Genomic DNA, 22,531 nt, shown 5'->3' with positions numbered 1-22,531 from the left:
CTCGTCAGGTGGCGTCGGGGCAGGCGAGGGCCCGGTCGATCAAGGCGCGGAGCTCTTCGTCCCGGAGGATGGCGGTGCAGCCCTGTTCGTGGGAGAGACGGTGATCCGTCCGGTGGATGGTCAGCAGGGCGGTGCGGATGGCGGAGGTGATCGTGTTCATCCGGATCAGGGTGCGCAGGGCCTGGGCGAGCAGGCCGTACTGGTCGTCGCCGTCGGCGGTCGCGAGGATGTGGCCGGCCAGCAGGTCGAGGCAGGGTTCGGGTCGGGCGGTGATCGACCAGAGGGCGGCTGCGGCGGCGGCGCGGGTCCGGGGTTCGGCGGTGGCCATGAGGTGGTGCAGGTGGTCGGTGTACGCGGCGGCGGCGGGGCCGAACTCGGCGAGTCGGTCGATCGGGCCGTACAGCGGGGGGACGGCGTTCAGTACGGCCTCGCCGATCAGGCGTAGCGCGGTCGGTCGGTCGTCGGCGATCAGGTCCGGGTGCCAGTGCAGTTGGAGGTCGGTCAGGGCGCGGGTGCGGGCGAGCGGTGCGGCGGCCGGGCCGATCGCCGCGAGCAGGGACTGCGCCCAGTACGCCGTGTACGGGTGGTCGAGCAGCGGTGGCAGCTCCGGCAGGACGGGGGCGGCGTCGGGGCCCCAGGCAGTCAGGGCCGTGAGGAAGCCTCGGGCGGCGAAGGCCGACTCGGCCGTCCGGCGCAGCACCTCGCACACCTCGGGCAGCAGGGTGTCCGCGTGGGCCCGCAGCGGTGCCAGCACGTCGGCGACGTCGGGGCGGTGCGGCGCGGCAGTGACGTAGCAGCGACCCCCCTCCTCTTCCTGCGCGAGCAACTGTGCGGCCAGGCCGGGCAGTCCGCGCGGATCGCCGGTGCGGAGCAGCGCCCAGCGCGCGAGTTCACCGACCGTCCCGTCCAGGCGCGGGTCGGTGTTGTCGTCGTCCAGCAGCGCGGTCAGCCGGTCCGCCCAGGGGGTGGCGGCGGGGCCGAGGCCGGCCAGCAGATTGGCGGCGCGCAGGCGGACGGCGGGGGAGGGGTGGTCGAGCAACGGGCCGACGGCCGTGGGCAGTTCGGGAGCTGTACAGCGGCGCCGGGTGAGCAGTGACCAGGCCAGGTCCAACGCCTCCTGGCAGAGGCCGAGGTCGCCGTTCTGCTCGGCGGCGGCCAACAGGCGCACCGGGTAGGCGCTTTCCAGGTCGGGGCGGTGCGCGAACAGCCGGAACACCCACCAGAGCAGGTGTTCGCGTTCGCACGGCTCCTCGACGTCCGGGAGGTACCAGAGGTCCGCGAAGCGCGGGCGCAGCGCCGGATCGGACAGGACGGCGATCAGGCGCTCGAAGTGCCGGACCGGCAGGTCGGGGTCGGCGACGGCACCGGCCAGCACGGCGGCGACGTACAGCGCCGGGTCCTCGCCGGCCAGGGCCTCCGCCAGGACGGCGGGCGCATCCTCGGCGTCCGGGCGCTCTTCGAGGGCGCGCAGCAGGGCGACCCGCACCATGCGCTCCGGTTCTGCCCGCCAGCGCTCCAGCAGCACTCCGCAGTCGGGCGCCAGCGGGGCCGCCACCCGCCGGACCACCGGGTCGGGGTCGGCGAGCAGCGACCGGGCGGACGCGCGGTGCTGCGCAAGCAGGCCTGGCAACTCCAGTATGTGGCACAGCAGTTCGACCAGGGCAGGCCGGGCGCCCAGATCCGGGTCGAGCGCCAGCGCGAGCAGGAACGGCGCGGCGACCGGTGCGGCGGACGGGAGTTGACGCGGCGGCTGCGGGCGCAGGCAGTACAGCGGCCGGCAGTCCTCCTCCGTGGCCGCCGCACCCGCCTGCGCCAGCCGGCGCAGCGTCCGGGGCACGGTCTCCACCGGATCGGACCGGCTCGCGGTCTCCAGCCCGGCCCACTCCACGGCGTCCAGCGCGTCCAGCGACAGCCCCAATTCCCGTCCTCTCCGTCGAACCCGGCCGTCATTCTGCTGGTCCGCCGGACGCCGTGTCGCGCGAATTCCCGGCCGTCAGGCGCCCACCTGTCCCCGGCCGTCAGGCGCCCACGTACTCCGCGAGGTGGCGGCCGGTGAGGGTGGTGCGGTCGGCGATCAGGGCGGCGGGGGTGCCCTGGAAGACGATGCGGCCGCCGTCGTGGCCGGCGCCGGGGCCGAGGTCGATGATCCAGTCGGCGTGGGCCATGACGGCCTGGTGGTGTTCGACGACGATGACGGACTTGCCGGAGTCGACCAACCGGTCGAGCAGGCCGAGGAGTTGTTCGACGTCGGCGAGGTGCAGGCCGGCGGTGGGCTCGTCCAGGACGTAGATGCCGCCCTTCTCGGCCATCTGCGCGGCCAGCTTCAGGCGCTGGCGTTCGCCGCCGGAGAGGGTGGTGAGCGGCTGGCCGAGTGTCAGGTAGCCGAGGCCGACGTCGGAGAGGCGCTTCAGGACGGTGTGCGCGGCGGGGGTGCGGGCCTCGCCGGTGGAGAAGAAGGATTCGGCTTCGTCGACCGACAGGGCCAGGACCTCGGCGATGTTCCGGCCGCCGAGGTGGTAGTCCAGTACCGCGGCCTGGAAGCGCTTGCCCTCGCACTCTTCGCAGACGGTGGCCACTCCGGCCATCATCGCCAGGTCGGTGTACACCACCCCGGCGCCGTTGCAAGTCGGGCACGCGCCTTCGGAGTTGGGGCTGAACAGGGCCGGCTTCACGCCGTTCGCCTTGGCGAAGGCCTTGCGGATCGGCTCCAGCAGGCCGGAGTAGGTGGCGGGGTTCGAGCGCCGCGAGCCGCGGATCGGGCTCTGGTCGATCGCCACCACGCCCTCGGGTGCGCCGCCCTTCAGCGCCGCGCCGCTGACCAGCGAGCCGTGCACCAGCGAGCTCTTTCCGGAGCCCGCCACGCCGGTGACCACCGTCAGCACGCCCAGCGGCACGTCGACGTCCACCTCGCGCAGGTTGTGCGCGCTCGCGCCGCGGATCTCCAACACGCCGGTGGAGGTGCGGACTTCGGGCTTGAGGGCGGCCCGGTCGTCGAAGTGCCGGCCGGTGATGGTGTCGCTGGTGCGCAGCCCGTGCACGCTGCCCTCGAAGCAGACCGTGCCGCCCGCCGAACCCGCGCCCGGGCCGAGGTCCACCACATGGTCGGCGATCGCGATGGTCTCCGGCTTGTGCTCCACCACCAGCACCGTGTTGCCCTTGTCGCGCAGCCGCAGCAGCAGGTCGTTCATCCGCTGGATGTCGTGCGGGTGCAGGCCGGTGGTCGGCTCGTCGAAGACGTACGTGACGTCGGTCAGCGAGGACCCGAGGTGCCGGATCATCTTCACCCGCTGCGCCTCGCCGCCGGAGAGCGTGCCGGCCGGGCGGTCCAGCGAGAGGTAGCCGAGGCCGATCTCGGTGAACGAGTCCAGCACCTGCCGCAGCGAGGCCAGCAGCGGGCCCACCGAGGGCTCGTCCAACTCCCGTACCCAGTCGGCGAGATCGCTGATCTGCATGGCGCACGCGTCGGCGATCGAGCGGCCCTCGATCTTCGAGGACCGGGCGGCCGCGCTCAGCCGGGTGCCCTCGCAGTCGGGGCAGCGGGTGAAGGCGACGGCGCGGTCCACGAAGCTGCGGATGTGCGGCTGGAGAGCGGCCCGGTCCTTGCTGAGCATCGACTTCTGGATCCGCAGCACCAGACCCTCGTAGGTCATGTTGATGCCCGCGATCTTCATCCTGGTCGGCTCCAGGTACAGGAAGTCGTGCAGCTCCTTCTCGGTGTACCTGCGGATCGGCTTGTCCGGGTCGATCAGCCCGGACTCGGTGTACAGCCGGTAGTTCCAGCCGCCCGGCTTGTACCCGGGGATGGTCAGCGCGCCCTCGTTCAGCGACAGCGCCTCGTCGTACAGCTGCCCCAGGTCGATGTCCGAGACGCTGCCCCGCCCCTCGCAGCGCGGGCACATCCCGCCCGCCCGCGAGTACGTCCGCTTCTCCGCCTTCGAGCCCTCGCCGCGCTCCACCGTGATCGCGCCGGAGCCGTGCACCGTCGGCACGTTGAAGGAGAACGCCGGCGGCGGGCCGATGAACGGGTCGCCGAGCCGGCTGAACAGGATGCGCAGCATCGCGTTGGCATCCGTCGCGGTGCCGACGGTCGAGCGGGGGTCGGCGCCCATCCGCTGCTGGTCCACGATGATCGCGGTGGTCAGGCCGTCCAGCACATCCACCTCGGGGCGGGACAGCGTCGGCATGAACCCCTGCACGAACGCGCTGTACGTCTCGTTGATCAGCCGCTGCGACTCCGCCGCGACGGTGCCGAACACCAGCGAACTCTTGCCCGAACCGGACACCCCGGTGAACACCGTCAGCCTGCGCTTGGGCAGTTCGACGCTGACGTCCTTCAGGTTGTTCACCCGCGCCCCGTGCACCCGGATCAGATCGTGGCTGTCGGCCAGGTGCTGATGGTCCGCCCGCTCGGTGCCGCTCATCGTCCTCGTCCCTCCGTCCGGCGGCGCCCGTGGCGACACCGCCGCCCCGATCCAACCACCCGGCCGGGCGGGGAGCGGGGAGGTGTCCGAACCGTTGTCGGCGCGCGTGGGTAGAGCGGCTGGCCGAACCACGGGGGAGGGGCAGCCATGCGCATGCGGACCATCGGGCGGACGGGGGCCCCGACGACACCCTCGCCGCCCGGGTCACCGCCGGCCGCCCCAAGGGCTGAGCGCCGTCCCGGTGCCGGTCGCGACCTCGGCCGGCACCCCGCGCGCGGCCAGCCGCTCGCGCAGCCAGGCGGCCTCGGGGAGCGTCCCGGCCAGCCCGTCCCCCGCCAACTGCTCTGCCAGCTCCCGGGCTTGAGGCAGCTCCAGCCCCCACGCCTCGCGCACCGTCCGCAGCACCGCGACCCGCCCCGTCGCCGGATCGGTCAACCGCAGCCGCACCGTGCCATGTTGGGCGATCAGCGGGTCGCGCACCCAGGGCGGCGCCTCGCCGGTGCCGAACCCGAGGCACGACCCCGCCCCGCAGGCGCGGCAGTACAACTCCGCGTCCCAGCACAGTTCTCCGCCCCGCAGCGCCTGCCCGACGTCCTGCCGCGCCTCGGCCCCGCACTCGCACCCCACCGCGAGTGTCACACCCCACCCGGCCACTTCGTCCTCCTCGATCAACAGTCCTATTCTTCCCTCAGCACTGGGAAGCAGACGAAGGGTCGGTTCATGGATCTCACCGGACGCACCATGGTCATCACCGGCGCGGGCCGCGGCACCGGCCGGGCACTCGCCATTCGGGCCGGGCGGCTGGGCGCGCGGGTCCTGGTCTCGGCACGCGGGCTGGACGCGGCCCGGCGGACGGCCGACGAGATCACCGCCGACAGCGGCGCGCAGGCGGAGGGCCTGGCCTGCAACCTGTCCGACCCCGCCTCGGTGCGGGCCTTCGCCGCCGAGGTCGCGTCCCGTACCGACCGGGTCGACGTACTGGTCAACAACGGGGCCCGCTACCTGCACGGCGCCGACCTGCTGGGCGCCGACGACGACGCGATCGTCGACACCATCGCCTCCGGAGCCACCGGCACCGTCCTGGTCACCCGTCACCTGCTGCCGCTGCTGCGCGCCTCGGCCGCCGCAGACGTGGTGAACCTGGTCTCCTCGGTCGGCGAACTGCGCAACCACCGCTCCGACTCCCACCCGGCCTACTACGCGGCGAAGGCCGCCCAGTCCGGCTTCTCCGACGTACTCTCCGCCCGCCTGCGCCCCGAGAACATCCGGGTGATCGCGCTCTACCCCCCGGACTTCGACGACGCCGACCCCCTCGCCCCCACCTGGGACACCACCCCCCGCACCGCCACCGACCCCCTCACCACCCAGTCCGTCACGGACTGCGTCCTGTTCGCCATCTCCCAGCCCCGCGACTGCTTCATCCGCACCTTCCGGTTCGAACAGCTGTAGCGCCGGGGGTCACCGACGGCCGATCAGCTGCCGGTGCAGGTCCTGCGTCCCTTCGGGGAGGTCGTCCGGTGCGAACCACCGGGCCTCCAGGATCTCGAACGGGTCCACCTCGATCCGGCCGCTGACGTACCGGGCCTCGTAGGCGACTTCGATGCGCAGCTTGAACCCGCTTCGCAGATACGCCAGTTCGCCGGTCTTCACGGTCAGTCCGGTCTCCTCCCGGACTTCGCGTACGACGGTGTCCTCGAAGCTCTCGTTCGTGTTCGCGTAGCCGCTCGGCAGCCCCCACTGCCGGCCCTCCGGCCACATCCGGTGCTTCAGCAGGAGTACTCGGCCTTCGTCGTCGCGGACGATGCCGGTGACCCCGACCATGAACTTCGAGTGCCATAGCCACAGAACGCGCCACTGCATCGGGCCCCGGATGATCCGCCACAGCTTGGCGGCGATCTTCTTCACGGTTCACCCCTCCATCGGTCGGGCCGACCGCGCCGTCCGCGCGATCGGCCCACCATGCCGCACCCCACCCCCAGGGCGCCAAATCTCAACTGGCCCAGGGGCTCACTCCTCGACGTAGTGGACGGTCTGCATCATGCCGAGGTCCTCGTGGTGGAGCTGGTGGCAGTGGGCGACGGCGTGGCCGGTGAAGTCGGCGTATCTGACCAGGAAGGTGACGGACGCTCCGGGGGTGCCGCCGGCCAGGCCGACGGTGTCGTGCCAGACCGGGGGGTCGAGGCGTTCGCCGTTGCGGTGGGTGACGAGGAACTGGTTGGTGTGCAGGTGGAAGGGGTGGCCGTGGGACGGCAGGGTCTCGTCGGTGCGGACGGTCCAGCGTTCGATGTCGCCCAGGCGCAGGGTGTGGTTGACGTAGTCGGGGTCGAAGCGGCCGTAGGCGGGGTCGCGGGTGAGGTCGCCGTCGGGGTCGTCGGGGGGCGTGGCGTTGCTGCCGAGCATGCGGTAGGCATTGGGGAACGCGCCGGGGAAGACCTGCGGGTCGACGTGGAGGACCACTTCGCGGTCGGCGTCGGGGTTGACGATGTCCCTCTCGTCGAGGAACGGCCGGCCGGGCGGCAGTGAGTCCGGCAGGTCCATCGGCGGTTCGACGGGCTCGTCCGCGACCTCGATCGTCATCAGCGGGTCGGGCACCCCTTCGGCCCGCAGCTCGTACCGGCCGGGCCGGCCGCCCCGGACCAGGACGTCGGCGCGGTTGCCCATCGCCAGGTTCACCTGCGGCAGGGCGACGGGCCTGGCGAAGCTGATGCCGTCCTGCGCGATCTGGTGCATCGTCAGGTCCTCGCACTCCCCGGCGATCCGCAGGCGCAGGGCGGTGAAGGCGGTCGCGGCGACCAGCCGCCAGCGCTGGACCTCGCCCGGGCGCAGGGTGAGGGTGGGGTTGACCGTGCCGTTGACGGCGAAGGTGGACGGGACGTCGTTCACCCAGCCGCCCGAGGTGAAGGCGGGGACTTCGCCGTCCTCGAACTTGAGCTCGTTGATGCAGACGACGATGTCGTCGGCCGCCTCGATCTCCGGCACCTCGTCGATGTCGCCCTCGACGATGATCACCCCGGCCATTCCTCCGACGATCTGTTCGGCGGTGGATCCGTGCAGGTGGGGGTGGTACCAGTAGGTGCCGGCGGGGTGGTCGGCCGGGATGTGGATGGTGGTTGTGTACCGCGGCTCGGGAAGGCCGTAGGCCACTCCGGTGGCGGTGCGCGGCGCGAACTCGCGCTGGATGTTGTCGGCGTGCCCGGACGGGGAGACGTGCATCCCGTGGGTGTGCAGGTTGAAGCTGTTGGTGCGGTGCGGCGTGTTGTGGTCGCCGTGGAAGGGCCGGTTGGGCGGCAGGCCGTTGATGTGCGTCAGCCGCAGGGTGTCGCCGCCGCGCACGCGCAGGGTCGGCCCGGGGATCGTTCCGTTGTAGGTGCGGGTGGTGACCTGGCCGTAGCCCGGCACTTCGATGTCCGTGAAGCGGACGTCCAGGGTCTGTTGGACGAGCCGCGGCGCCGAGCCGGTCCCCGGGGCCGTCGCTTCCGGCTGCGGGAAGCGCGCCGGTGCCGCCGCCGTCGCGCGCTGTGCGGTCAGGATCCCGTTGGATGCCGCGGCGAGGCCGGCAACGGCTTTGAGGACCAGGCGTCGGCTGATCCAGCGATTCTCTGCCATAAACGGGCAATTTAGGTCAAACGGTCAAAATCGCTCCGACGGCGCACCGGATCGGTCAAAGGTCCCACTTTCCCGAATATCGTACGAATGTTCGAACGGGGCGTACGCTGGCAGCATGACGTACCAGCTGCAGGGTTCGCTGTTCGACACCGGCGGCCCGGAGGCGGAACCCGCGCTCGGCCCGCTCGCCGGAATCGAACGGACGGTACTGGGCCACGGGGCGTGGATCGACGTGCTGCCCGGCTGGCTGAACGGCGCCGACGTGCTGTTCGAACGGCTGGTGGACGGGGTGCCCTGGCGGGCGGAACGGCGCGAAATGTACGAACGAGTGGTGGACGTCCCCCGGCTGCTGGCCTTCTACCCCGAGGGCGCCATGCTGCCCGACCCCGTCCTGACCGAGGCCCGGGACGCGCTCGGCGCCCACTACCGGGCGGAACTCGGCGAACCGTTCGCCACCGCCGGACTCTGCCTCTACCGCGACGGCCGGGACAGCGTCGCCTGGCACGGCGACCGGATCGGCCGCGGCGACCGCGAGGACACCATGGTCGCCATCCTCTCGATCGGCCAGGCCCGCCCCCTGCTGCTGCGCCCGCTGGCCGGCGGCGGCCCGACGGTGCGCCGCTCGCTCGGCCACGGCGACCTGCTGGTGATGGGCGGCTCCTGTCAGCGCACCTGGGAACACGCCATCCCGAAGAGCGCCGGCGCGGTCGGCCCCCGGATCAGCATCCAGTTCCGCCCGCGCGGCGTCCGCTGAATCTCGGCGGGACTCGGCCGAACTCTGGCGCGAACGCGGCGGGACTCGGCCGAACTCTGGCGCGAACGGTCACCGAGGGTCGTCGCGCGGGTGTTTCTGCAGGTCAGTCAGATTCCCGGACTTGAATATTTGCGAACGAGTGTTCGATGCTGGAGTCGTGCACATGTTCGAACCAGAATCGATCGACCCGTCCGGGACGGGCGCTTTCGCCCACTTTGCCCCCGCCGGGACGGCCGACCCTGCCCGGACACTCGAACGCGATCGAACGGTCGTCGTCCCGCTGCGGCCCGGCATCGCCCCCGCCCCGCCACTGCCGACCGTCGCCGAACCCGAACTGCTGCCCGTCCTCCCCGCACTCGCCCCGCTGCTTCCCGGCGGCGGACTGCGCCCCGGCACCGCCGTCTCCGTCACCGGCGACACCGGACTGCTGCTCGCCCTCGGCGCCGGCGCCTTCACCGAACAGACCGGCGACACCGCCTGGGCCGCCGCCGTCGGACTCCCCGAACTCGGCCTGTCCGCCGCCGCCGGCTACGGCTACGACCTGCGCCGCCTGCTGCTCGCCGACCACCCCGGCCCGCACTGGCCCGACGTGGTTGCCGCCCTCGCCGGCGCCGTCGGCCTGATCCTGCTGCGCCCCACCGGCCCGGTCGCCCCCACCCTCGCCGCCCGCCTCACCGCCGTCCTGCGCCGCACCCGCTGCGCCCTGCTGGTCGCCGGCCCCTGGCCCGGCGCCACCCAGCGCCTCAGCATCCGCACTGGCCGCTGGTTCGGCCTCGGCGACGGCCACGGCCAACTCACCGGCCGCCAGGTCGAAGCCGTCGCCGAGGGCCGCGGCACCGCCGCCCGCCCCCGCACCGCCCACCTCTGGCTCCCCGACGCGACGGGCGCCGCCCGCGCCTTCGCCCCCGCCGAACCGGCCCTCACCCGGCCCGCCCTGGAGGCGGTCTGAGATGTGTGTCCCTTCGGCTCCACGCCAACGGCCTTCGCCCCGCCCGGCAACTGTGGGGTCCCCGTCGCCTGCGCCGTCGCCGTTCGGTTGCGGCGATGGCGGCCTGCGGCGCCGGCGTTTTCGTCGGATGCCGGGGGCGGACGGATTCGCCGTGGGCGGTCGGGGCGGTCGGGGCGGTCGTCACGTCGAAGTGCTGTCCGAGCAGGTCACCGACACCACCCCGCCGCCCCGGCTCTCCGCTGCGCACACGCGCTTCCGGCCCCGGCCCGCGGTTCCCGTCGCGGCCTCCCGCCCCGGCCGAGTTGCCCAGTTGCCCAGTTGCCCGGTTGTTCGAGTGGGTCGGCGACGGCGTTCTCGCCGTTCCGGCCTGCCGTCGCCACCGCGGCGGCCTCTCGGCTCGGGAGGTGTCCCTGAGCGTCTGCCGATCCCGTCCCCCCTTCTCCCCCCGAACCCCTCCGAGTGACCAACCATGAAGCACCCCAATCCGATTCGTAAGCCGGCGTCGTCCGTGAGCCGTGGTGGCGGCGGGCCGTTGTGGGGTACCGCCCGGGCGGGGGACGGGGGCGCGGGGTGGGGGCCGGCGGGGCAACGGGTGCTGGTGGTGTGGTGTCCGGACTGGCCGCTGGTGGCGACCGCGCCGGTGGGTGGGGATGCGGGGGCGGTGGCGGTGGTGGAGGGCGGCCGGGTGCTGGCGTCCTCGGACGCGGCCCGGGCGGCGGGGGTCCGTCGTGGGCAGCCGTTGCGGTTGGCGCAGCGGTTCTGCCCGGAGTTGCGGCTGCGGGAGCGGGACGAGGAGGCGGAGGCGCGCCGGTTCGAGCCGGTGGTCGCGGCGGTGGAGGCGTTCACGCCGCGGGTGGAGGTGCTCCGGCCGGGGCTGTGCGCGATTCCGGTGAAGGGCCCGGCCCGGTACTTCGGCGGTGAGGAGGCGCTCACGGCCGGGATCCGGGACGCGGTCGCCACCGTCCTGGCCGAGACCTGGCCGGTCGCCGCGCCGGAGGAGCCCACCGACGAGCTGACCGAGGAGACCGAACCGGCGTGGGTGGACGAGGTGTTCGCCGAGCAGGAGGCCGCCGGACGACCCCCGCTCACCGTGATCGACGGCGGCTCCGCCGAGCCCGCCCCGCCGCACGCCCCCACCCCGCTCGCCCTGGTGGCCCCCGCCCATCCGGAACCGAAGCCGGAACCGAAGCCGGAACCGAAGCCGGAACCGAAGCCGGAGCCCGCGCCGACCCCCGAGCCCGAGCCGGAACCGTCGCCCGAACCCCCGCGAGGGCTGCTCGGTGTCGCCGACGGCCTGTTCGCCGCCGTGCTGGCGGCCCGCGCCGAGCTGCTGGTGCCGGCGGGGCGGACGCCGGAGTTCCTCGCGCCGTACCCGGTGTCGACGCTGGGCGAGCCGGAGCTGGCGGAACTGCTGCACCGGCTGGGCGTGGAGACGGTGGGGGCGTTCGGGGAGCTGGCGGCGGACGTGGTGGCGAACCGGTTCGGCCCGACCGGGAGCGCCGCGCACCGGCAGGCCCGCGGGCTGGACCCGCGCCCGCTGGCGCCCAAGGACCAGGGCCTGGACCTCGCGGTCGAGCAACTCTTCGATCCGCCGGAGGAGTTGGCGGAGCCCCTGGTGTTCGTCGGCCGCACCCTCGCGGAGCGCCTGCACGCCCGGCTGGCCGAGGTCGGACTGGCCTGCCAGCGGGTGGCGGTCGAGGTGTCCTGCGAGGGCGGCCGCACCGTCGCCCGGCTGTGGCAGCACGAAGGGCGGCTGACGGCGGCGGCCCTCGCCGAGCGGATCCGCTGGCAGTTGAACGCCTGGCAGTCCACCGGCACGTTCACCGATGCGGACGGCGCGTTCACCGCGCTGCGCCTCGTCCCGGACGGCCTGTTCCCGGACCAGGGACGGCAGTTGGCGCTGTGGGGCGAGGCGGTCGCGGAGGACCGGGTGGAGCGGGCGGTGGCCCGGGTGCAGTCGCTGTTGGGCTACGCGGGGCTACGGCGCGGCGCCCCCGAGGGAGGCCGGGCCCCCGGCGAGCAGCAGGCGCGACTGCCGTGGGACGAGGCCGAACTCCGCCGGAACGACAGAGCGGACGGCCCCTGGCCGGGCCGGCTCACCGACCCGTCGCCGTCCGTGGTGCCGCCCGACCCGGTTTCGGTGCTGGTGCTGGACCGCGACGGGCAGCCCGTCGCGGTGGACGGCCGCGCGGAGGTGTCCGCCCCGCCGGACCGGGTCGAACTGCACGGCCGCACCCTCGAAGTGCTCGGCTGGACCGGCCCGTGGCCGGCCGTCGAACGCTGGTGGGACCCGCGCACCGCCCGCCGCCGGGCCAGGTTCCAGGTCGCGGTGGAGGGCGGCCGCGCCCTGCTGCTCACCGTGGAGGGCGGCCGCTGGTACGTCGAGGGAGCATACGACTGAACGAAGTTGACGGACCATCAGATCGAGCGCCGAAGGGGGAGCGCCCGCACCGACCACCCCGAGACCGGAGCACCACCCGCGATGGGATTCACCAGCCACCCCTCGCTCCCCTGGACGGAGCTGCAACGCCGGATGTCCGGCGCGGCCACCGCTGTCCCGCATACCCGCGAGGAGCCCGAACGCCCCCGGCCCGCGCCGCCGAAGGACGCCGTCCCGTGGGCCGAACTGCACGTCCACTCGGCGTTCAGCTTCCTCGACGGCGCCAGCGACCCAGAGCAACTGCTCGACGAGGCAGTCGCGTTGGGCATCGAGACAGTGGCGATCACCGACCACGACGGGTTCTACGGGGCGGTCCGGCTGGCCGAGGCCGCCAAGGGCACCGGCATCCGCACCGTGTTCGGCGCCGAACTCACCCTCGGCCCGGACGACCACCTGCTGGTGCTGGCCCGCGACCCGGAGGGCTACCGGCGGCTGTCCGCCGCGATCAGCGCCGCCCAGCTGCGCGGCGGCGCCAAGAACAACCCGCGCTACGCGTTCGAGGAACTCGCCGACGCCCACCACGGCCACTGGGCGGTGCTCTCCGGCTGCCGACGCGGCCGGGTCCGGCACGCCCTGGAGACCGCCGGTGAAGAGGAAGCCGAACGCCAACTCCGTTCCCTGGAAGAGGTGTTCGGGCCGGGCAACGTGTACGTCGAACTGACCGACCACCGAATGCCCGGCGACGACCTGCGCAACGACCGCCTCGCCGCTCTCGCCGCCCGCACCGCGCTGCCGCTGATCGCCACCAACAACGTCCACCACGCCGCACCCGCCCAGGGACGGCTCGCCCAGACCCTGGCCGCCCTGCACGAACGCCGCACCCTGGAACAGGCCGCCCCGTACACCATGGCCGCCGGCACCGCACACCTGCGCTCCGGCCGCGAGATGGCGAACCGGCTGCGGAGGTTCCCCGGCGTCCAGCAGGCCACCGTCGACCTCGCCCGGGCCTGCGCCTTCGACTTCTCCACCCTCGACCCGCAACTGCCCGGCTACCCCGTCCCCGACGGCCACACCGAGAGCAGCCACCTGCGCGCCCTGGTCGCCGAGGCCGGACCGCGGCGCTTCGGACCCGACAACGACCCGGCCCGCCGCCAACTCGCCCGCGAACTCGACGTGATCGAGACCCGCGACCTCGCCGGGTACTTCCTGATCGTCCATGACATCGTCGACTTCTGCCGCCGCGAGAACATCTGGTGCCAGGGCCGCGGCTCCGCCGCCAACTCCGCCGTCTGCTACGCCCTCGGCATCACCGCCGTCGACCCCATCGCCTACGGCCTGCTGTTCGAACGATTCCTCAGCGTGGCCCGCGACGGGCCGCCCGACATCGACCTCGACATCGAGAACCGCCGCCGCGAGGAAGTCATCCAGTACGTGTACGGGCGCTACGGCCGCGCCCACGCCGCCCAGGTCGCCAACGTCATCACCTACCGGCCCCGGCTCGCGCTGCGCGACGCCGCCCGGGCGCTCGGCTACCCGTCCGAGCAGGTGGACGCCTTCACCCGGCAGGTGGAGTTCCACGGCACCGTCCAGGACGACGCCGTCATCCCCGCCGACGTCCTCGACCTCGGCAGTCAACTCCACGGCCTGCCAAGACACTTGGGCATCCACTCCGGCGGAATGGTGCTCACCCGGGAACCCGTCGGCGAGATCTGCCCCACCGAATGGGCCCGGATGCCCGGCCGCTCCGTCCTGCAATGGGACAAGGACTCCACCGCCGGCGCCGGACTCGTCAAGATCGACCTGCTCGGCCTCGGCATGCTCGCCGCCCTGCACGACGCCTGCGACCTGATCGAACAGCACTACGGCGAACGGCTCGACCTCGCCACCATCCCCCAACACGACCCCAAGGTCTACGAGATGCTCTGCCGGGCCGACACCGTCGGCGTGTTCCAGGTCGAGTCGCGTGCCCAGATGGCCACCCTGCCCCGGCTCAAGCCCAAGCACTTCTACGACCTGGTGGTCGAGGTCGCGCTCATCCGCCCCGGCCCGATCCAGGGCGGCTCCGTCCACCCGTACCTGCGCCGCCGCGACGGCGTCGAACCCGTCGACATCCCGCACCCCAGCATGGAACGCGCCCTCGCCAAGACCCTCGGCGTCCCGCTGTTCCAGGAACAGATGATGCAACTCGCCATCGACTGCGCCGGATTCACCCCCGACGAGGCCGACCGGCTCCGGCAGGCGATGGGCGCCAAACGCTCCCTGGAACGCGTCGCCGTGCTGCGCACCCGCCTGCTGGAAGGCATGGCCGAACGCGGGATCCCGGCCGAGACCGCCGAGGACGTCTACACCAAGATCGAGGCCTTCTCCAGCTACGGCTTCCCCGAGTCGCACGCGATCAGCTTCGCCTACCTGGTGTGGGCCAGCGCCTGGCTCAAGTACCACCACCCGGCGGCGTTCACCTGCGCACTGCTCGCCAACCAGCCGATGGGCTTCTACTCCCCGCTCAGCCTGATCACCGACGTCCGCCGCCACGGCGTCCGGGTGCGCGCCGTGGACGTCGCGGTCAGCGACCCCGGCCCCACCCTCGAACCCCCCTTCCACCCCTCCTACCGGCACCCCCTCACCGCCGAGACCCCGCAGGCCGCGATCCGGCTCGGCCTCACCTCGGTACGCGGCCTCGGCCAGGCCCAGGCCGAGACCATCGCCGCCGGGCGCCCCTACACCGACCTGGAGGACTTCGCCCGCCGCACCGCCCTGCCCCGCACCGTCATGGAGGCCCTCGCCACCGCCGGCGCGTTCTCCTGCTTCGGCCTCGGCCGCCGCCAGGCCCTCTGGTCGGCCGGCCTGTACGCCGCCACCGACCCCGACTCACTGCCCGGCACCCTCCCCGGCGCCGACGCCCCGCCGCTGCCCGCGATGACCCCCGTCGAGGAGACCATCGCCGACCTCTGGGCCACCGGCAGCTCCGCCACCAGCCACCCCGTCCAACACCTGCGCGAAGCCCTGCACCGCTCCGGCGCCGTCACCGCCGCCCAGCTCCAGCACGTCCCACCCGGCACCCCCGTCGTCATCGGCGCCCTGGTCACCCACCGCCAACGCCCGCCCACCGCCGGCGGCGTCCTCTTCCTCAGCCTGGAGGACGAGACCGGCCTGATCAACGTCATCTGCAACCGCCCCGTCTGGGAGGCCCACCGCCGCACCGTCCTGGAACGCGCCGGCCTGCTCATCCACGGCACCATCGAACGCACCCACGGCGCGACCAACCTGATCGCCACCCGCATCTCGCCGCTGCGGCTCGGTATTTGACGAGTCGGCGGCGGTTGCCGGACGGGCCACGGAAAGCGCTTGCCAGGGCCGGTACGGTGTCTCCGATCAAGAAGGGGGACCCCATGTCCAGACGCCTCGCCACCGCTCTCGTCCTCGCCGCAGCCACCCTTGCCGCGACCGGCTGCAGCACCGACTCGAAGCAGGCCTCCGCGCCCGCCGCCGGCGCCACCACGCCGGCCGCCGCCTCCGCATCCACTTCCGAAGGTCCCGGCCCCGCCTGCAGCGCCGCACCCAGCCCCACCGAGAGCTGGATGGGCGGCTGGGAGGGCCCGCTGCCGGACGAGATCCGCTGCCTGCCGCACGTCGCCGACGGGACCTACTCCTCGATACCGGCCGAGGTGTCCAGTACCGGCCGGGCCTCGCACGCCGTGACGATCCACGTCGCCGACGACACCACCCGGGACCAGGCCAAGGCCGTGTGCCAGCGCATCACCGAGCTCGGTTACGGCCCCGGCGGCTCGCACGACATCTCCCTGCTCGCGGTCAGCGGGGCGGGCAGCTACACCTCGATGCCCGGCAGGCCCGCCTGCCTCGAAGGGAACTGACCGGCCTCACCGCAGCGGCTTCCGCCCCTCGCCGGGCGGCCCCGCGAACGCCTGCGCGCGGGGCAGCCACGCGCGGGCGGTGTCGCCCTCGGCGGTCAGGGCGAGGTCGTCGGGGTGGCGGCGCTGGGTGACCAGCAGGCAGAAGTCCAGTGCCGGGCCGGACACCCGGTCGGTGGCGTCCTCCTCGCCCCAGGCCCACAACTCGCCGCCGGGGGAGCGGAGTTCGAACCGGATCGGGGCGGTCGGCGCGGGCAGGCCGTGGGCGGCGAACGCGAAGCCGACGGTGCGGACGCCCAGATGCGCGATGTGCCGCAGACGGTCGGTCGGGGTGCGGTCCACGCCGAGCGCGTCCGCGACGTCCTGCCCGTGCGCCCAGGTCTCCATCAGCCGGGCCGTCAGCATCGACCGGGCCTTCATCGGCGGCCCGAACCACGGCAGCCGCACGTCCGCCGGTACCTCCGCGAGCACCCAGGCCACCTCGGCCCGGCCCGCCCGCCAGCGCGTCAGCAACGCGTCCGGCTCCTCGCCGACCCCCTCCGCCGCACCCCGGTCCACCGCCGCCATCCCGTCCGCGAACTCCCGCCCCAGCGCTGCCGCGAACCCCTCCGGGTCCTGTGCGGCGAGCAGCGTCCACCGGTCCGTCCACGCCAGGTGCGAGATCTGGTGCGCCACCGTCCACCCCGCCGCCGGCGTCCCCACTGCCCATCCGGCAGCGCTCAACTCCGCAACCAGGGAATCCAGTTCCGCCCCCTCGGCCATCAGATCCGCCACCAGCCCGTCCACCCGCCACCCCTCTCGCCGTCCGATGCCCACACTCCTACCCCGCCACCCCCCCCACCGCACCGGCCCCGCGCAGCGGGTGGGCTTCGGCGTCGGCAGTCGGGCACGGGCGGGGCCTGCCGGCGGCTCCTCGTTGCGGGGTCCGCGTGCAACTCGGAGCACCGGCCCCCATACGCGTCGCCCGCGGCCCTGCGGGCGCGACGGGCTCCCGCTCCCGGCCCCGCGCAGCGGCCCGCACCCCCGTTTCCGGCCCCGCGCAGTGGTTTGCGTCCCCGCTCCCGGCCCGGGGCAGTGGTCCGCACCCCCGCTCCCGGCCCCGCGCAGCGGCCCGCACCCCCGTTTCCGGCCCCGCGCAGCGGTTTGCATCCCTGCTCCCGCCCCCGCGCAGTGGTTTGCACTCCCGCTCCCGGCCCGGGGCAGTGGTCCGCACCCCCGTTTCCGGCCCCGCGCAGCGGTTTGCGTCCCTGCTCCCGCCCCCGCGCAGCGGTTTGCACTCCCGCTCCCGGCCCCGCGCAGCGGTTTGCGCAGCGGGTTTCGTTGCCGGGCCGGTGGCCGGCGCCGTGGTCTGATGGGGGGTCGGGCTGGCGGAGCGGGAGGCTGGACGGGTATGCGGGTGGTGGTGGTCGGGGCCAATGGGGAGATCGGTCGGTGCGTGGTGACCGAGGCGCTGGCGCGGGGGCACCGGGTGACGGCGGTGGTGCGGCGGCCGGAGGAGTACCAGGGGCTGGCGATCAGCGTGGAACGCGGGGACGTGCTGGACCCGGCGGACGTGGCGCGGGTCGCGGCGGGAGCTGACGTACTGGTGAGCGCGGTCGGCGGCGGGGACGGCCCGGGCCGCGGCCGACTGATCGAGCCGGCCGCGCACGCGCTCGTCGCCGGTCTGCGTCAACTCGCCGACCAGGCCCCGAGGTTGCTGGTGGTCGGCAGTGCCGGCAGCCTGACCACCCCGTCCGGCACCCGCCTGTGGGACGACCCGTCCGTGTCACCGCGCCAGCTGGAGGTGATGCGGGCACACGGCCGCGCCCTGGAGTACCTGCACACCGTCAGCGACCTGGACTGGACGGTACTCAGCCCGCCCCAGAGCCTGCTGCCGGGCGAGCGCACCGGCGTCTACCGCACCGCCACCGACGACCTGGTCGCCACCCCGGACGGCCTGTCCACCATCTCCCTCGCAGACCTCGCGACCGCCCTGGTGGACGAACTGGAATCGCCCCGGCACCACGGCGAACGCTTCACCTGCGGCTACTGAGGGCCGGGCAGCAGCGGGGCGGAGCCGACACAGGGGCTGGGCCGCGGCCCGAATTCGTCCGCCGCCGTCCGCTCCGCCGCCACCTGGACCACCAGTCCGACCGCGGCCAGCGGCATCACCAGCCACAGCATCGGATGCCCGCGACTCGGGCGCGGACCCCGTCGGCGCGTGACCACGACCAGCTGGACCAAGCCCCAGCTGGTCCCCACCGCGCTCAGCACCAGCCCCACCACGGCGAGCACCATCACGTACTGCGGCACCCCCGGCCCGTCCAGACAACGCCGGGCCAGGTCCGTCACCTCGGCGTCGGCAGGGAACACCACCGCAGTGCACGCCCAACCGACGACCACGGCCACCAGAACGTAACGGGCCCGGAACCACCACGCCCGGTCATCGATCACGGTGAACCCCCTCCGGCGGGTCATCCTGCCAGAGGGCCGGAGGGGGCGGCGGGCGGTCAGCCGAGTTGGATCGAGCGCTTGGCGAGGCCCATCCAGAAGCCGTCGATGACGCTGCGCTGGTCGCCGAGGTCGGCCTCGCCTGCGCCGAGGGTGACGAATAGGGGGGCGAAGTGTTCGGTGCGGGGGTGGGCGAGGCGTCCGGCGGGGGCCTTGTGTTCGAAGTCGAGGAGGGCGTCGAGGTCGCGGGCCTCGAGGGCGCGGCGGCCCCAGTCGTCGAACTCGGCCATCACGGAGCTGATTCGGCCGTCGGGGGAGAGGGCGCGCAGGTTGTGGGTGAAGAAGCCGGAGCCGACGATCAGGACGCCCTCGTCGCGCAGCGGGGCGAGCTTGCGGCCGATCGCCAGCAGTTCCTGCGGGTCGAGGGTGGGCAGCGAGATCTGCAGGACGGGGATGTCGGCGCCGGGGTACATCTCGACCAGCGGGACGTACGCGCCGTGGTCGAGGCCGCGGTCCGGCACGTCCTGCACGGGGGTGCCGGCGGCGCGCAGCAACTTGCGGACGGAGTCGGCGAGTTGGGGTGCGCCGGGGGCGGCGTACCGCACCTGGTAGTAGTGCTCGGGGAAGCCCCAGAAGTCGTACACCAGGGGGATGGTCCGCACCGCGCCGATCGCCAGCGGTGCCTCCTCCCAGTGCGCGGAGACCATCAGGATCGCCTTGGGGCGGGGCAGGTCGGCGGACCAGGCGGCGAGCTGGCCGGGCCAGATCGGGTCGTCGGCGAGCGGGGGCGCGCCGTGCGAGAGGTAGAGAGCGGGCATGCGCTCGGGGGTGGCGGTGCTCATGGGTCCGTCCTCCTGGCTTGGACGCCTCGTGTGGTTCAAATTTGAACCGAACGCTTTCGACGGTACACCTGAGTTCAAATTTGAACAACCGGAGTAGGATGCGGGACATGGACGAACCCCGCTGGCTCGACGAGACCGAGATGGCCGCCTGGCGCGGATTCGTCGAGGCCACCAACCTGGTCGCCCGCCGACTGGAGCGCCAGCTCAAGGAGGACGCGGGGCTGTCGCACACCCAGTACGAGATCCTGGTGCAGCTGTCCGCCGTGCCCAGCGGCTCGCTGCGGATGACCGACCTGGCCGACCGGCTGGTCACCTCCAAGAGCGGCCTGACCTACCAGGTGACCCAGCTGGAGAAGGCCGGACTGGTCGGCCGCCGCTCCTGCGCCAGCGACGTGCGCGGCGTGTTCGCCGAACTCACCGAGCAGGGCCGGCAGGCGCTGCGGGCCGCCGCCCCGGGGCATCTCGCCGCCGTCCGCGAAACGCTGATCGACGTGCTCACCCCGGAGCAGCTGGCCGCGCTGGCCGACAGTCTCGGCACCGTCGCCGACCGGCTGCGCGCCGCCGACGCCTGATCGATCGGTCAGATGGTCGCGGCGCGCACGCAGAGCACGTCCGGCAGGTGCGAGGTGAGCAGCGACCAGCTCTCGCCGCCGTCGGCGGAGCCGTACACCTCGCCGTTGCGGTTGCCGAAGTAGACGCCCGCCGGGTCGGCGTCGTCGGTGCACAGGGCGTCGCGCAGGACGACGCCGTAGTGGTTCTCGCGCGGCAGGCCGGTCTCCAGCGGCTGCCAGGTCTCGCCCGCGTCGGTGGTGCGGAAGACCCGGCAGCGGCGTTCCACCGGCAGGCGGGCGTAGTCGGCGTCCAGCGGGAACAGGTACGCGGTGCCCGAGGTGTGCGGGTGGGCGGTGACGCCGAAGCCGAAGTCTGCGGGCAGGTCTCCGGAGATCGACTCCCAGGTCCGGCCGGTGTCGTCGCTGCGGTACACCCCGCCGTGGTTCTGCAGGTACAGCCGGTCGGGATCGGTCGCGTCCCGGGCCACCTTGTGGACGCACTGGCCGTACTCGGGGAAGCGGTCCGGCAGGAAGTCGGCCCGGATCCCGGTGTTGGACGGCTCCCAGCTGCGCCCGCCGTCGGTGGTGCGGTAGACGCCGCCGGAGGAGACCGCCACCGTCAGGACGTCCGCGTCGCGCGGGTCGGTGACCACGGTGTGCATGCCCTGGCCGCCGAAACCGGCGCCCCAGTGCTCGCGCTGCGGGTGGTCCCACAGGGCGTCCACCAGGGAGAACGACTCGCCGCCGTCGGTGGAGCGGAACAGCGCGGCCGGCTCGGTGCCCGCGTACACCACGCCCGGCGCCTCCTCACCGGCCGGCTGCAACTGCCAGACCCGCTCCAGTGAGGCGCCCGTCCGTTCCGGGAAGCGCACCGCCGGCTTCGACGGCTCCTGCCAGCTCTCGCCGAGGTCGTCCGACCACCAGACCGACGGGCCCCAGTGGCTGCTGTCCGCTCCCACCAGCAGTCGGGTGCGCCCGCCCCGGCGGTCGATGCCCACCGAGTAGATCGCGTTCATCTGGAAGTGCGGGCCACTGAACTCCCACTTCTCGCGGCCCGAACTGCGGCCCAGGAAAAGGCCCTTCTGCGTGCCGACGGCCAGCAGGACTTCCCGTACGTCGCTCATCGTGAACCATCCGGAACTCGGTTGTGCGCGGTCCCGCAGCAGTCTCCTCCGGGGGTCCGACAGTCGCACGGCAGCGCGCCGCGACCGCCGGGCGGGGCGCGGCGGAATGCGCGGGCGGCCGGAATGGTTTATGATTCAACAACACCCCGACGAAGGAGGACCCGATGGCATCCACGATCGACCTGCGCCGCGCCGACCAGCGCTTCCACACCCGCGCCGGCTGGCTGGACTCCAAGCACTCCTTCTCGTTCTCGCGCCACTGGGACCCGGCCAACACCCACTTCGGCCTGCTGCTGGTCTCCAACGACGACATCGTCGCCCCCGGCACCGGGTTCGAGACCCACCCGCACCGGGACATGGAGATCATCACCTGGGTGCTCGACGGCGGCCTGGTCCACCAGGACTCCGAAGGTCACAACGGCGTCATCTACCCTGGCCTCGCCCAGCGGATGAGCGCCGGCACCGGCATCCTGCACAGCGAGAAGAACGACTCCTGGACCATCACCGGCGAGCCGCAGCACCAGGACCCGGTCCGCTTCATCCAGATGTGGACCATCCCGGACGCCGCGGGCATCGACCCCGGCTATGAGCAGCTCGACATCAACGACCAAATCGTCCAGGGCGGTTGGACCACCCTCGCGTCCGGCATGAGCAAGCACTCCAACCAGCGGGCGATCGGCATCCGCCAGAAGCACGCCGCGCTGCACGTCGCACGCATCCGCCCGAACGAGACGCTGGAACTCGCCACCGCCCCGTTCGTCCACCTCTACGTGGCGCGCGGCGAGGCCGCCGTCGAAGGCGCCGGACTGCTGCACGAGGGCGACGCCCTGCGCATCACCGGCGCCGAGGGCCAGCGGGTCACCGCCGGTCCGGACGGGGCCGAGCTGCTCCAGTGGGAGATGAACGCCACTCTCAACTGAGGCCACCCGCAAGGCCCGTCGAGCGCTTTCGAGCGCCCGGCGGGCCTTTCGCGTTGCCCGGACGGCGTTGTTCGGACGGCGTTGTTCTCGCGTTGCCCGGGCTGCTGGGCTTCACGCGGGCACGACGAAGGGGCGCCGGGAGATTCCCGGCGCCCCTTTCGTGGCGTCATGCCGTCAACCGGCGTGCGGTGTACGTCAGTTCTGCTTGGCGTTCTGCGCCGCCACGCCGGCGTGCACCTCCGCCATGTCGAGCTTGCGGGCCTGGCCGATCAGGTCCTCCAGGGCCGCCTCCGGGAGCGCGCCCGGCTGGGCGAAGACCAGGACACCCTCGCGGATGATCGCCAGCGTCGGGATCGACCGGATCTCGAACGCCGCCGCGAGCTCCTGCTGCGCCTCGGTGTCGACCTTCGCGAAAGTGATGTCCGTGTGCTTCTCGGCAGCCCGCTCGAAGACCGGCGCGAACTGGCGGCAGGGACCGCACCAGGCCGCCCAGAAGTCGATCAGGACGAACCCCTTGCCGTCCTCACCCTGGACCACCTCGTCGAAGTTGTCCTTGGTCAGTTCCACCGTGCTCATCGCCGCCACCTGCCTTCCACAGCCGGGTCTTTCCCTAGCGGGCCCGCTCCCGGACCCACGACCGCCTCAACCCTGCCACCTGCGGAACTATTCCGGGCGACCCGACTCC

19 protein-coding genes are annotated in these 22,531 nt (G+C 73.2%); 9 read left to right on the top strand and 10 right to left on the bottom strand.

Annotated elements, in window-relative coordinates; all coding sequences use genetic code 11:
• Window positions 1-4 precede the first annotated feature (4 nt).
• The 3 genes from ACFYS8_RS26835 to ACFYS8_RS26825 form a co-directional block, all read right to left on the bottom strand.
• Window positions 5-1,918, bottom strand: coding sequence for a hypothetical protein (locus ACFYS8_RS26835; protein ID WP_387645372.1), 1,914 nt, complete (start codon window positions 1,916-1,918; stop codon window positions 5-7).
• A 100-nt stretch (window positions 1,919-2,018) separates the two neighbouring features.
• Window positions 2,019-4,421, bottom strand: coding sequence for an ATP-binding cassette domain-containing protein (locus ACFYS8_RS26830; protein WP_387645369.1), 2,403 nt, complete (start codon window positions 4,419-4,421; stop codon window positions 2,019-2,021).
• 204 nt (window positions 4,422-4,625) lie between these two features.
• Complete coding sequence (locus ACFYS8_RS26825) at window positions 4,626-5,093, bottom strand: hypothetical protein (RefSeq protein WP_387645367.1); 468 nt, start codon at window positions 5,091-5,093, stop codon at window positions 4,626-4,628.
• 48 nt (window positions 5,094-5,141) lie between these two features.
• Here ACFYS8_RS26825 and ACFYS8_RS26820 point away from each other — a divergent pair, with 48 nt between their 5' ends.
• Window positions 5,142-5,870: an SDR family oxidoreductase gene (locus tag ACFYS8_RS26820; RefSeq protein ID WP_387645364.1), complete on the top strand. Its 729-nt coding sequence runs from the start codon at window positions 5,142-5,144 to the stop codon at window positions 5,868-5,870.
• Window positions 5,871-5,879: 9 nt separating this feature from the next.
• On the opposite strand, the gene ACFYS8_RS26815 is transcribed toward ACFYS8_RS26820, so the two are convergent.
• Window positions 5,880-6,326 carry an NUDIX domain-containing protein gene (locus ACFYS8_RS26815; RefSeq protein WP_387645362.1) on the bottom strand — a complete coding sequence of 149 codons (447 nt, stop codon included), beginning with the start codon at window positions 6,324-6,326 and terminating at the stop codon, window positions 5,880-5,882.
• Window positions 6,327-6,428: 102 nt separating this feature from the next.
• The gene (locus tag ACFYS8_RS26810) at window positions 6,429-8,027 is read right to left on the bottom strand and encodes a multicopper oxidase family protein (protein WP_387645359.1); all 1,599 of its coding nucleotides are present in this window, start codon (window positions 8,025-8,027) and stop codon (window positions 6,429-6,431) included.
• Between the two features lie 115 nt (window positions 8,028-8,142).
• Between ACFYS8_RS26810 and ACFYS8_RS26805 the strand changes: the two genes are divergently transcribed.
• The 5 genes from ACFYS8_RS26805 (at window position 8,143) to ACFYS8_RS26785 (ending at window position 15,982) form a co-directional block, all read left to right on the top strand.
• On the top strand, window positions 8,143-8,781 hold the full coding sequence (locus tag ACFYS8_RS26805) for an alpha-ketoglutarate-dependent dioxygenase AlkB (RefSeq protein WP_387645357.1): 639 nt from the start codon (window positions 8,143-8,145) through the stop codon (window positions 8,779-8,781).
• A 163-nt stretch (window positions 8,782-8,944) separates the two neighbouring features.
• Entirely contained in the window at window positions 8,945-9,730 is a 786-nt protein-coding gene (locus ACFYS8_RS26800; protein WP_387645354.1) for a hypothetical protein, read from the top strand.
• 592 nt (window positions 9,731-10,322) lie between these two features.
• Complete coding sequence (locus ACFYS8_RS26795; RefSeq protein WP_387645353.1) at window positions 10,323-12,131, top strand: hypothetical protein; 1,809 nt, start codon at window positions 10,323-10,325, stop codon at window positions 12,129-12,131.
• A gap of 6 nt (window positions 12,132-12,137) precedes the next feature.
• Entirely contained in the window at window positions 12,138-15,416 is a 3,279-nt protein-coding gene (locus tag ACFYS8_RS26790) for an error-prone DNA polymerase (protein ID WP_387645350.1), read from the top strand.
• An 83-nt stretch (window positions 15,417-15,499) separates the two neighbouring features.
• Window positions 15,500-15,982 carry a hypothetical protein gene (locus ACFYS8_RS26785; RefSeq protein ID WP_387645348.1) on the top strand — a complete coding sequence of 161 codons (483 nt, stop codon included), beginning with the start codon at window positions 15,500-15,502 and terminating at the stop codon, window positions 15,980-15,982.
• 6 nt (window positions 15,983-15,988) lie between these two features.
• Here the strand turns inward: ACFYS8_RS26785 and ACFYS8_RS26780 are convergent, their stop codons facing one another.
• Window positions 15,989-16,765 (bottom strand): TIGR03084 family metal-binding protein, encoded by a 777-nt coding sequence (locus tag ACFYS8_RS26780; RefSeq protein ID WP_387645345.1) that lies wholly within the window; start codon window positions 16,763-16,765, stop codon window positions 15,989-15,991.
• Window positions 16,766-17,369: 604 nt separating this feature from the next.
• On the opposite strand from ACFYS8_RS26780, the gene ACFYS8_RS26775 reads away from it, so the two are divergent.
• A complete protein-coding gene (locus tag ACFYS8_RS26775) occupies window positions 17,370-18,011 on the top strand; it encodes an NAD(P)-dependent oxidoreductase (RefSeq protein ID WP_387645343.1) in 642 nt (213 codons plus the stop codon).
• Here the strand turns inward: ACFYS8_RS26775 and ACFYS8_RS26770 are convergent.
• Together ACFYS8_RS26770 and ACFYS8_RS26765 are read right to left on the bottom strand one after the other, a co-directional pair.
• A complete protein-coding gene (locus ACFYS8_RS26770; protein ID WP_387645340.1) occupies window positions 18,005-18,412 on the bottom strand; it encodes a hypothetical protein in 408 nt (135 codons plus the stop codon). The two genes, ACFYS8_RS26775 and ACFYS8_RS26770, sit on opposite strands and share 7 nt — an antisense overlap.
• A 56-nt stretch (window positions 18,413-18,468) precedes the next feature.
• Window positions 18,469-19,251, bottom strand: coding sequence for a dioxygenase (locus ACFYS8_RS26765; protein ID WP_387645337.1), 783 nt, complete (start codon window positions 19,249-19,251; stop codon window positions 18,469-18,471).
• A 107-nt stretch (window positions 19,252-19,358) separates the two neighbouring features.
• On the opposite strand from ACFYS8_RS26765, the gene ACFYS8_RS26760 reads away from it, so the two are divergent.
• The gene (locus ACFYS8_RS26760; protein ID WP_387645334.1) at window positions 19,359-19,823 is read left to right on the top strand and encodes a MarR family winged helix-turn-helix transcriptional regulator; all 465 of its coding nucleotides are present in this window, start codon (window positions 19,359-19,361) and stop codon (window positions 19,821-19,823) included.
• Window positions 19,824-19,831: 8 nt separating this feature from the next.
• Here ACFYS8_RS26760 and ACFYS8_RS26755 read toward each other — a convergent pair whose 3' ends face one another.
• Complete coding sequence (locus tag ACFYS8_RS26755) at window positions 19,832-20,926, bottom strand: WD40/YVTN/BNR-like repeat-containing protein (protein WP_387645332.1); 1,095 nt, start codon at window positions 20,924-20,926, stop codon at window positions 19,832-19,834.
• Between the two features lie 164 nt (window positions 20,927-21,090).
• On the opposite strand from ACFYS8_RS26755, the gene ACFYS8_RS26750 reads away from it, so the two are divergent.
• Window positions 21,091-21,846, top strand: coding sequence for a pirin family protein (locus tag ACFYS8_RS26750; RefSeq protein ID WP_387645329.1), 756 nt, complete (start codon window positions 21,091-21,093; stop codon window positions 21,844-21,846).
• A gap of 195 nt (window positions 21,847-22,041) precedes the next feature.
• Here ACFYS8_RS26750 and trxA read toward each other — a convergent pair whose 3' ends face one another.
• Window positions 22,042-22,422, bottom strand: coding sequence for a thioredoxin (gene trxA, locus ACFYS8_RS26745; protein ID WP_387645326.1), 381 nt, complete (start codon window positions 22,420-22,422; stop codon window positions 22,042-22,044).
• Window positions 22,423-22,531: the final 109 nt, after the last annotated feature.

The organism is Kitasatospora sp. NPDC004615 (assembly GCF_042873545.1).
Taxonomy (GTDB): domain Bacteria; phylum Actinomycetota; class Actinomycetes; order Streptomycetales; family Streptomycetaceae; genus Kitasatospora.
This window is presented reverse-complemented; position numbering and strand designations above follow the sequence as displayed.

Coding starts and splice junctions, on each gene's coding strand:
- ACFYS8_RS26830 (WP_387645369.1), bottom strand. CDS start 4,421: ATGAGCGGCACCGAGCGGGCGGACCATCAGCACCTGGCCGACAGCCAC.
- ACFYS8_RS26820 (WP_387645364.1), top strand. CDS start 5,142: ATGGATCTCACCGGACGCACCATGGTCATCACCGGCGCGGGCCGCGGC.
- ACFYS8_RS26760 (WP_387645334.1), top strand. CDS start 19,359: ATGGACGAACCCCGCTGGCTCGACGAGACCGAGATGGCCGCCTGGCGC.
- trxA (WP_387645326.1), bottom strand. CDS start 22,422: ATGAGCACGGTGGAACTGACCAAGGACAACTTCGACGAGGTGGTCCAG.
- ACFYS8_RS26805 (WP_387645357.1), top strand. CDS start 8,143: ATGACGTACCAGCTGCAGGGTTCGCTGTTCGACACCGGCGGCCCGGAG.
- ACFYS8_RS26785 (WP_387645348.1), top strand. CDS start 15,500: ATGTCCAGACGCCTCGCCACCGCTCTCGTCCTCGCCGCAGCCACCCTT.
- ACFYS8_RS26810 (WP_387645359.1), bottom strand. CDS start 8,027: ATGGCAGAGAATCGCTGGATCAGCCGACGCCTGGTCCTCAAAGCCGTT.
- ACFYS8_RS26775 (WP_387645343.1), top strand. CDS start 17,370: ATGCGGGTGGTGGTGGTCGGGGCCAATGGGGAGATCGGTCGGTGCGTG.
- ACFYS8_RS26750 (WP_387645329.1), top strand. CDS start 21,091: ATGGCATCCACGATCGACCTGCGCCGCGCCGACCAGCGCTTCCACACC.
- ACFYS8_RS26800 (WP_387645354.1), top strand. CDS start 8,945: ATGTTCGAACCAGAATCGATCGACCCGTCCGGGACGGGCGCTTTCGCC.
- ACFYS8_RS26765 (WP_387645337.1), bottom strand. CDS start 19,251: ATGAGCACCGCCACCCCCGAGCGCATGCCCGCTCTCTACCTCTCGCAC.
- ACFYS8_RS26755 (WP_387645332.1), bottom strand. CDS start 20,926: ATGAGCGACGTACGGGAAGTCCTGCTGGCCGTCGGCACGCAGAAGGGC.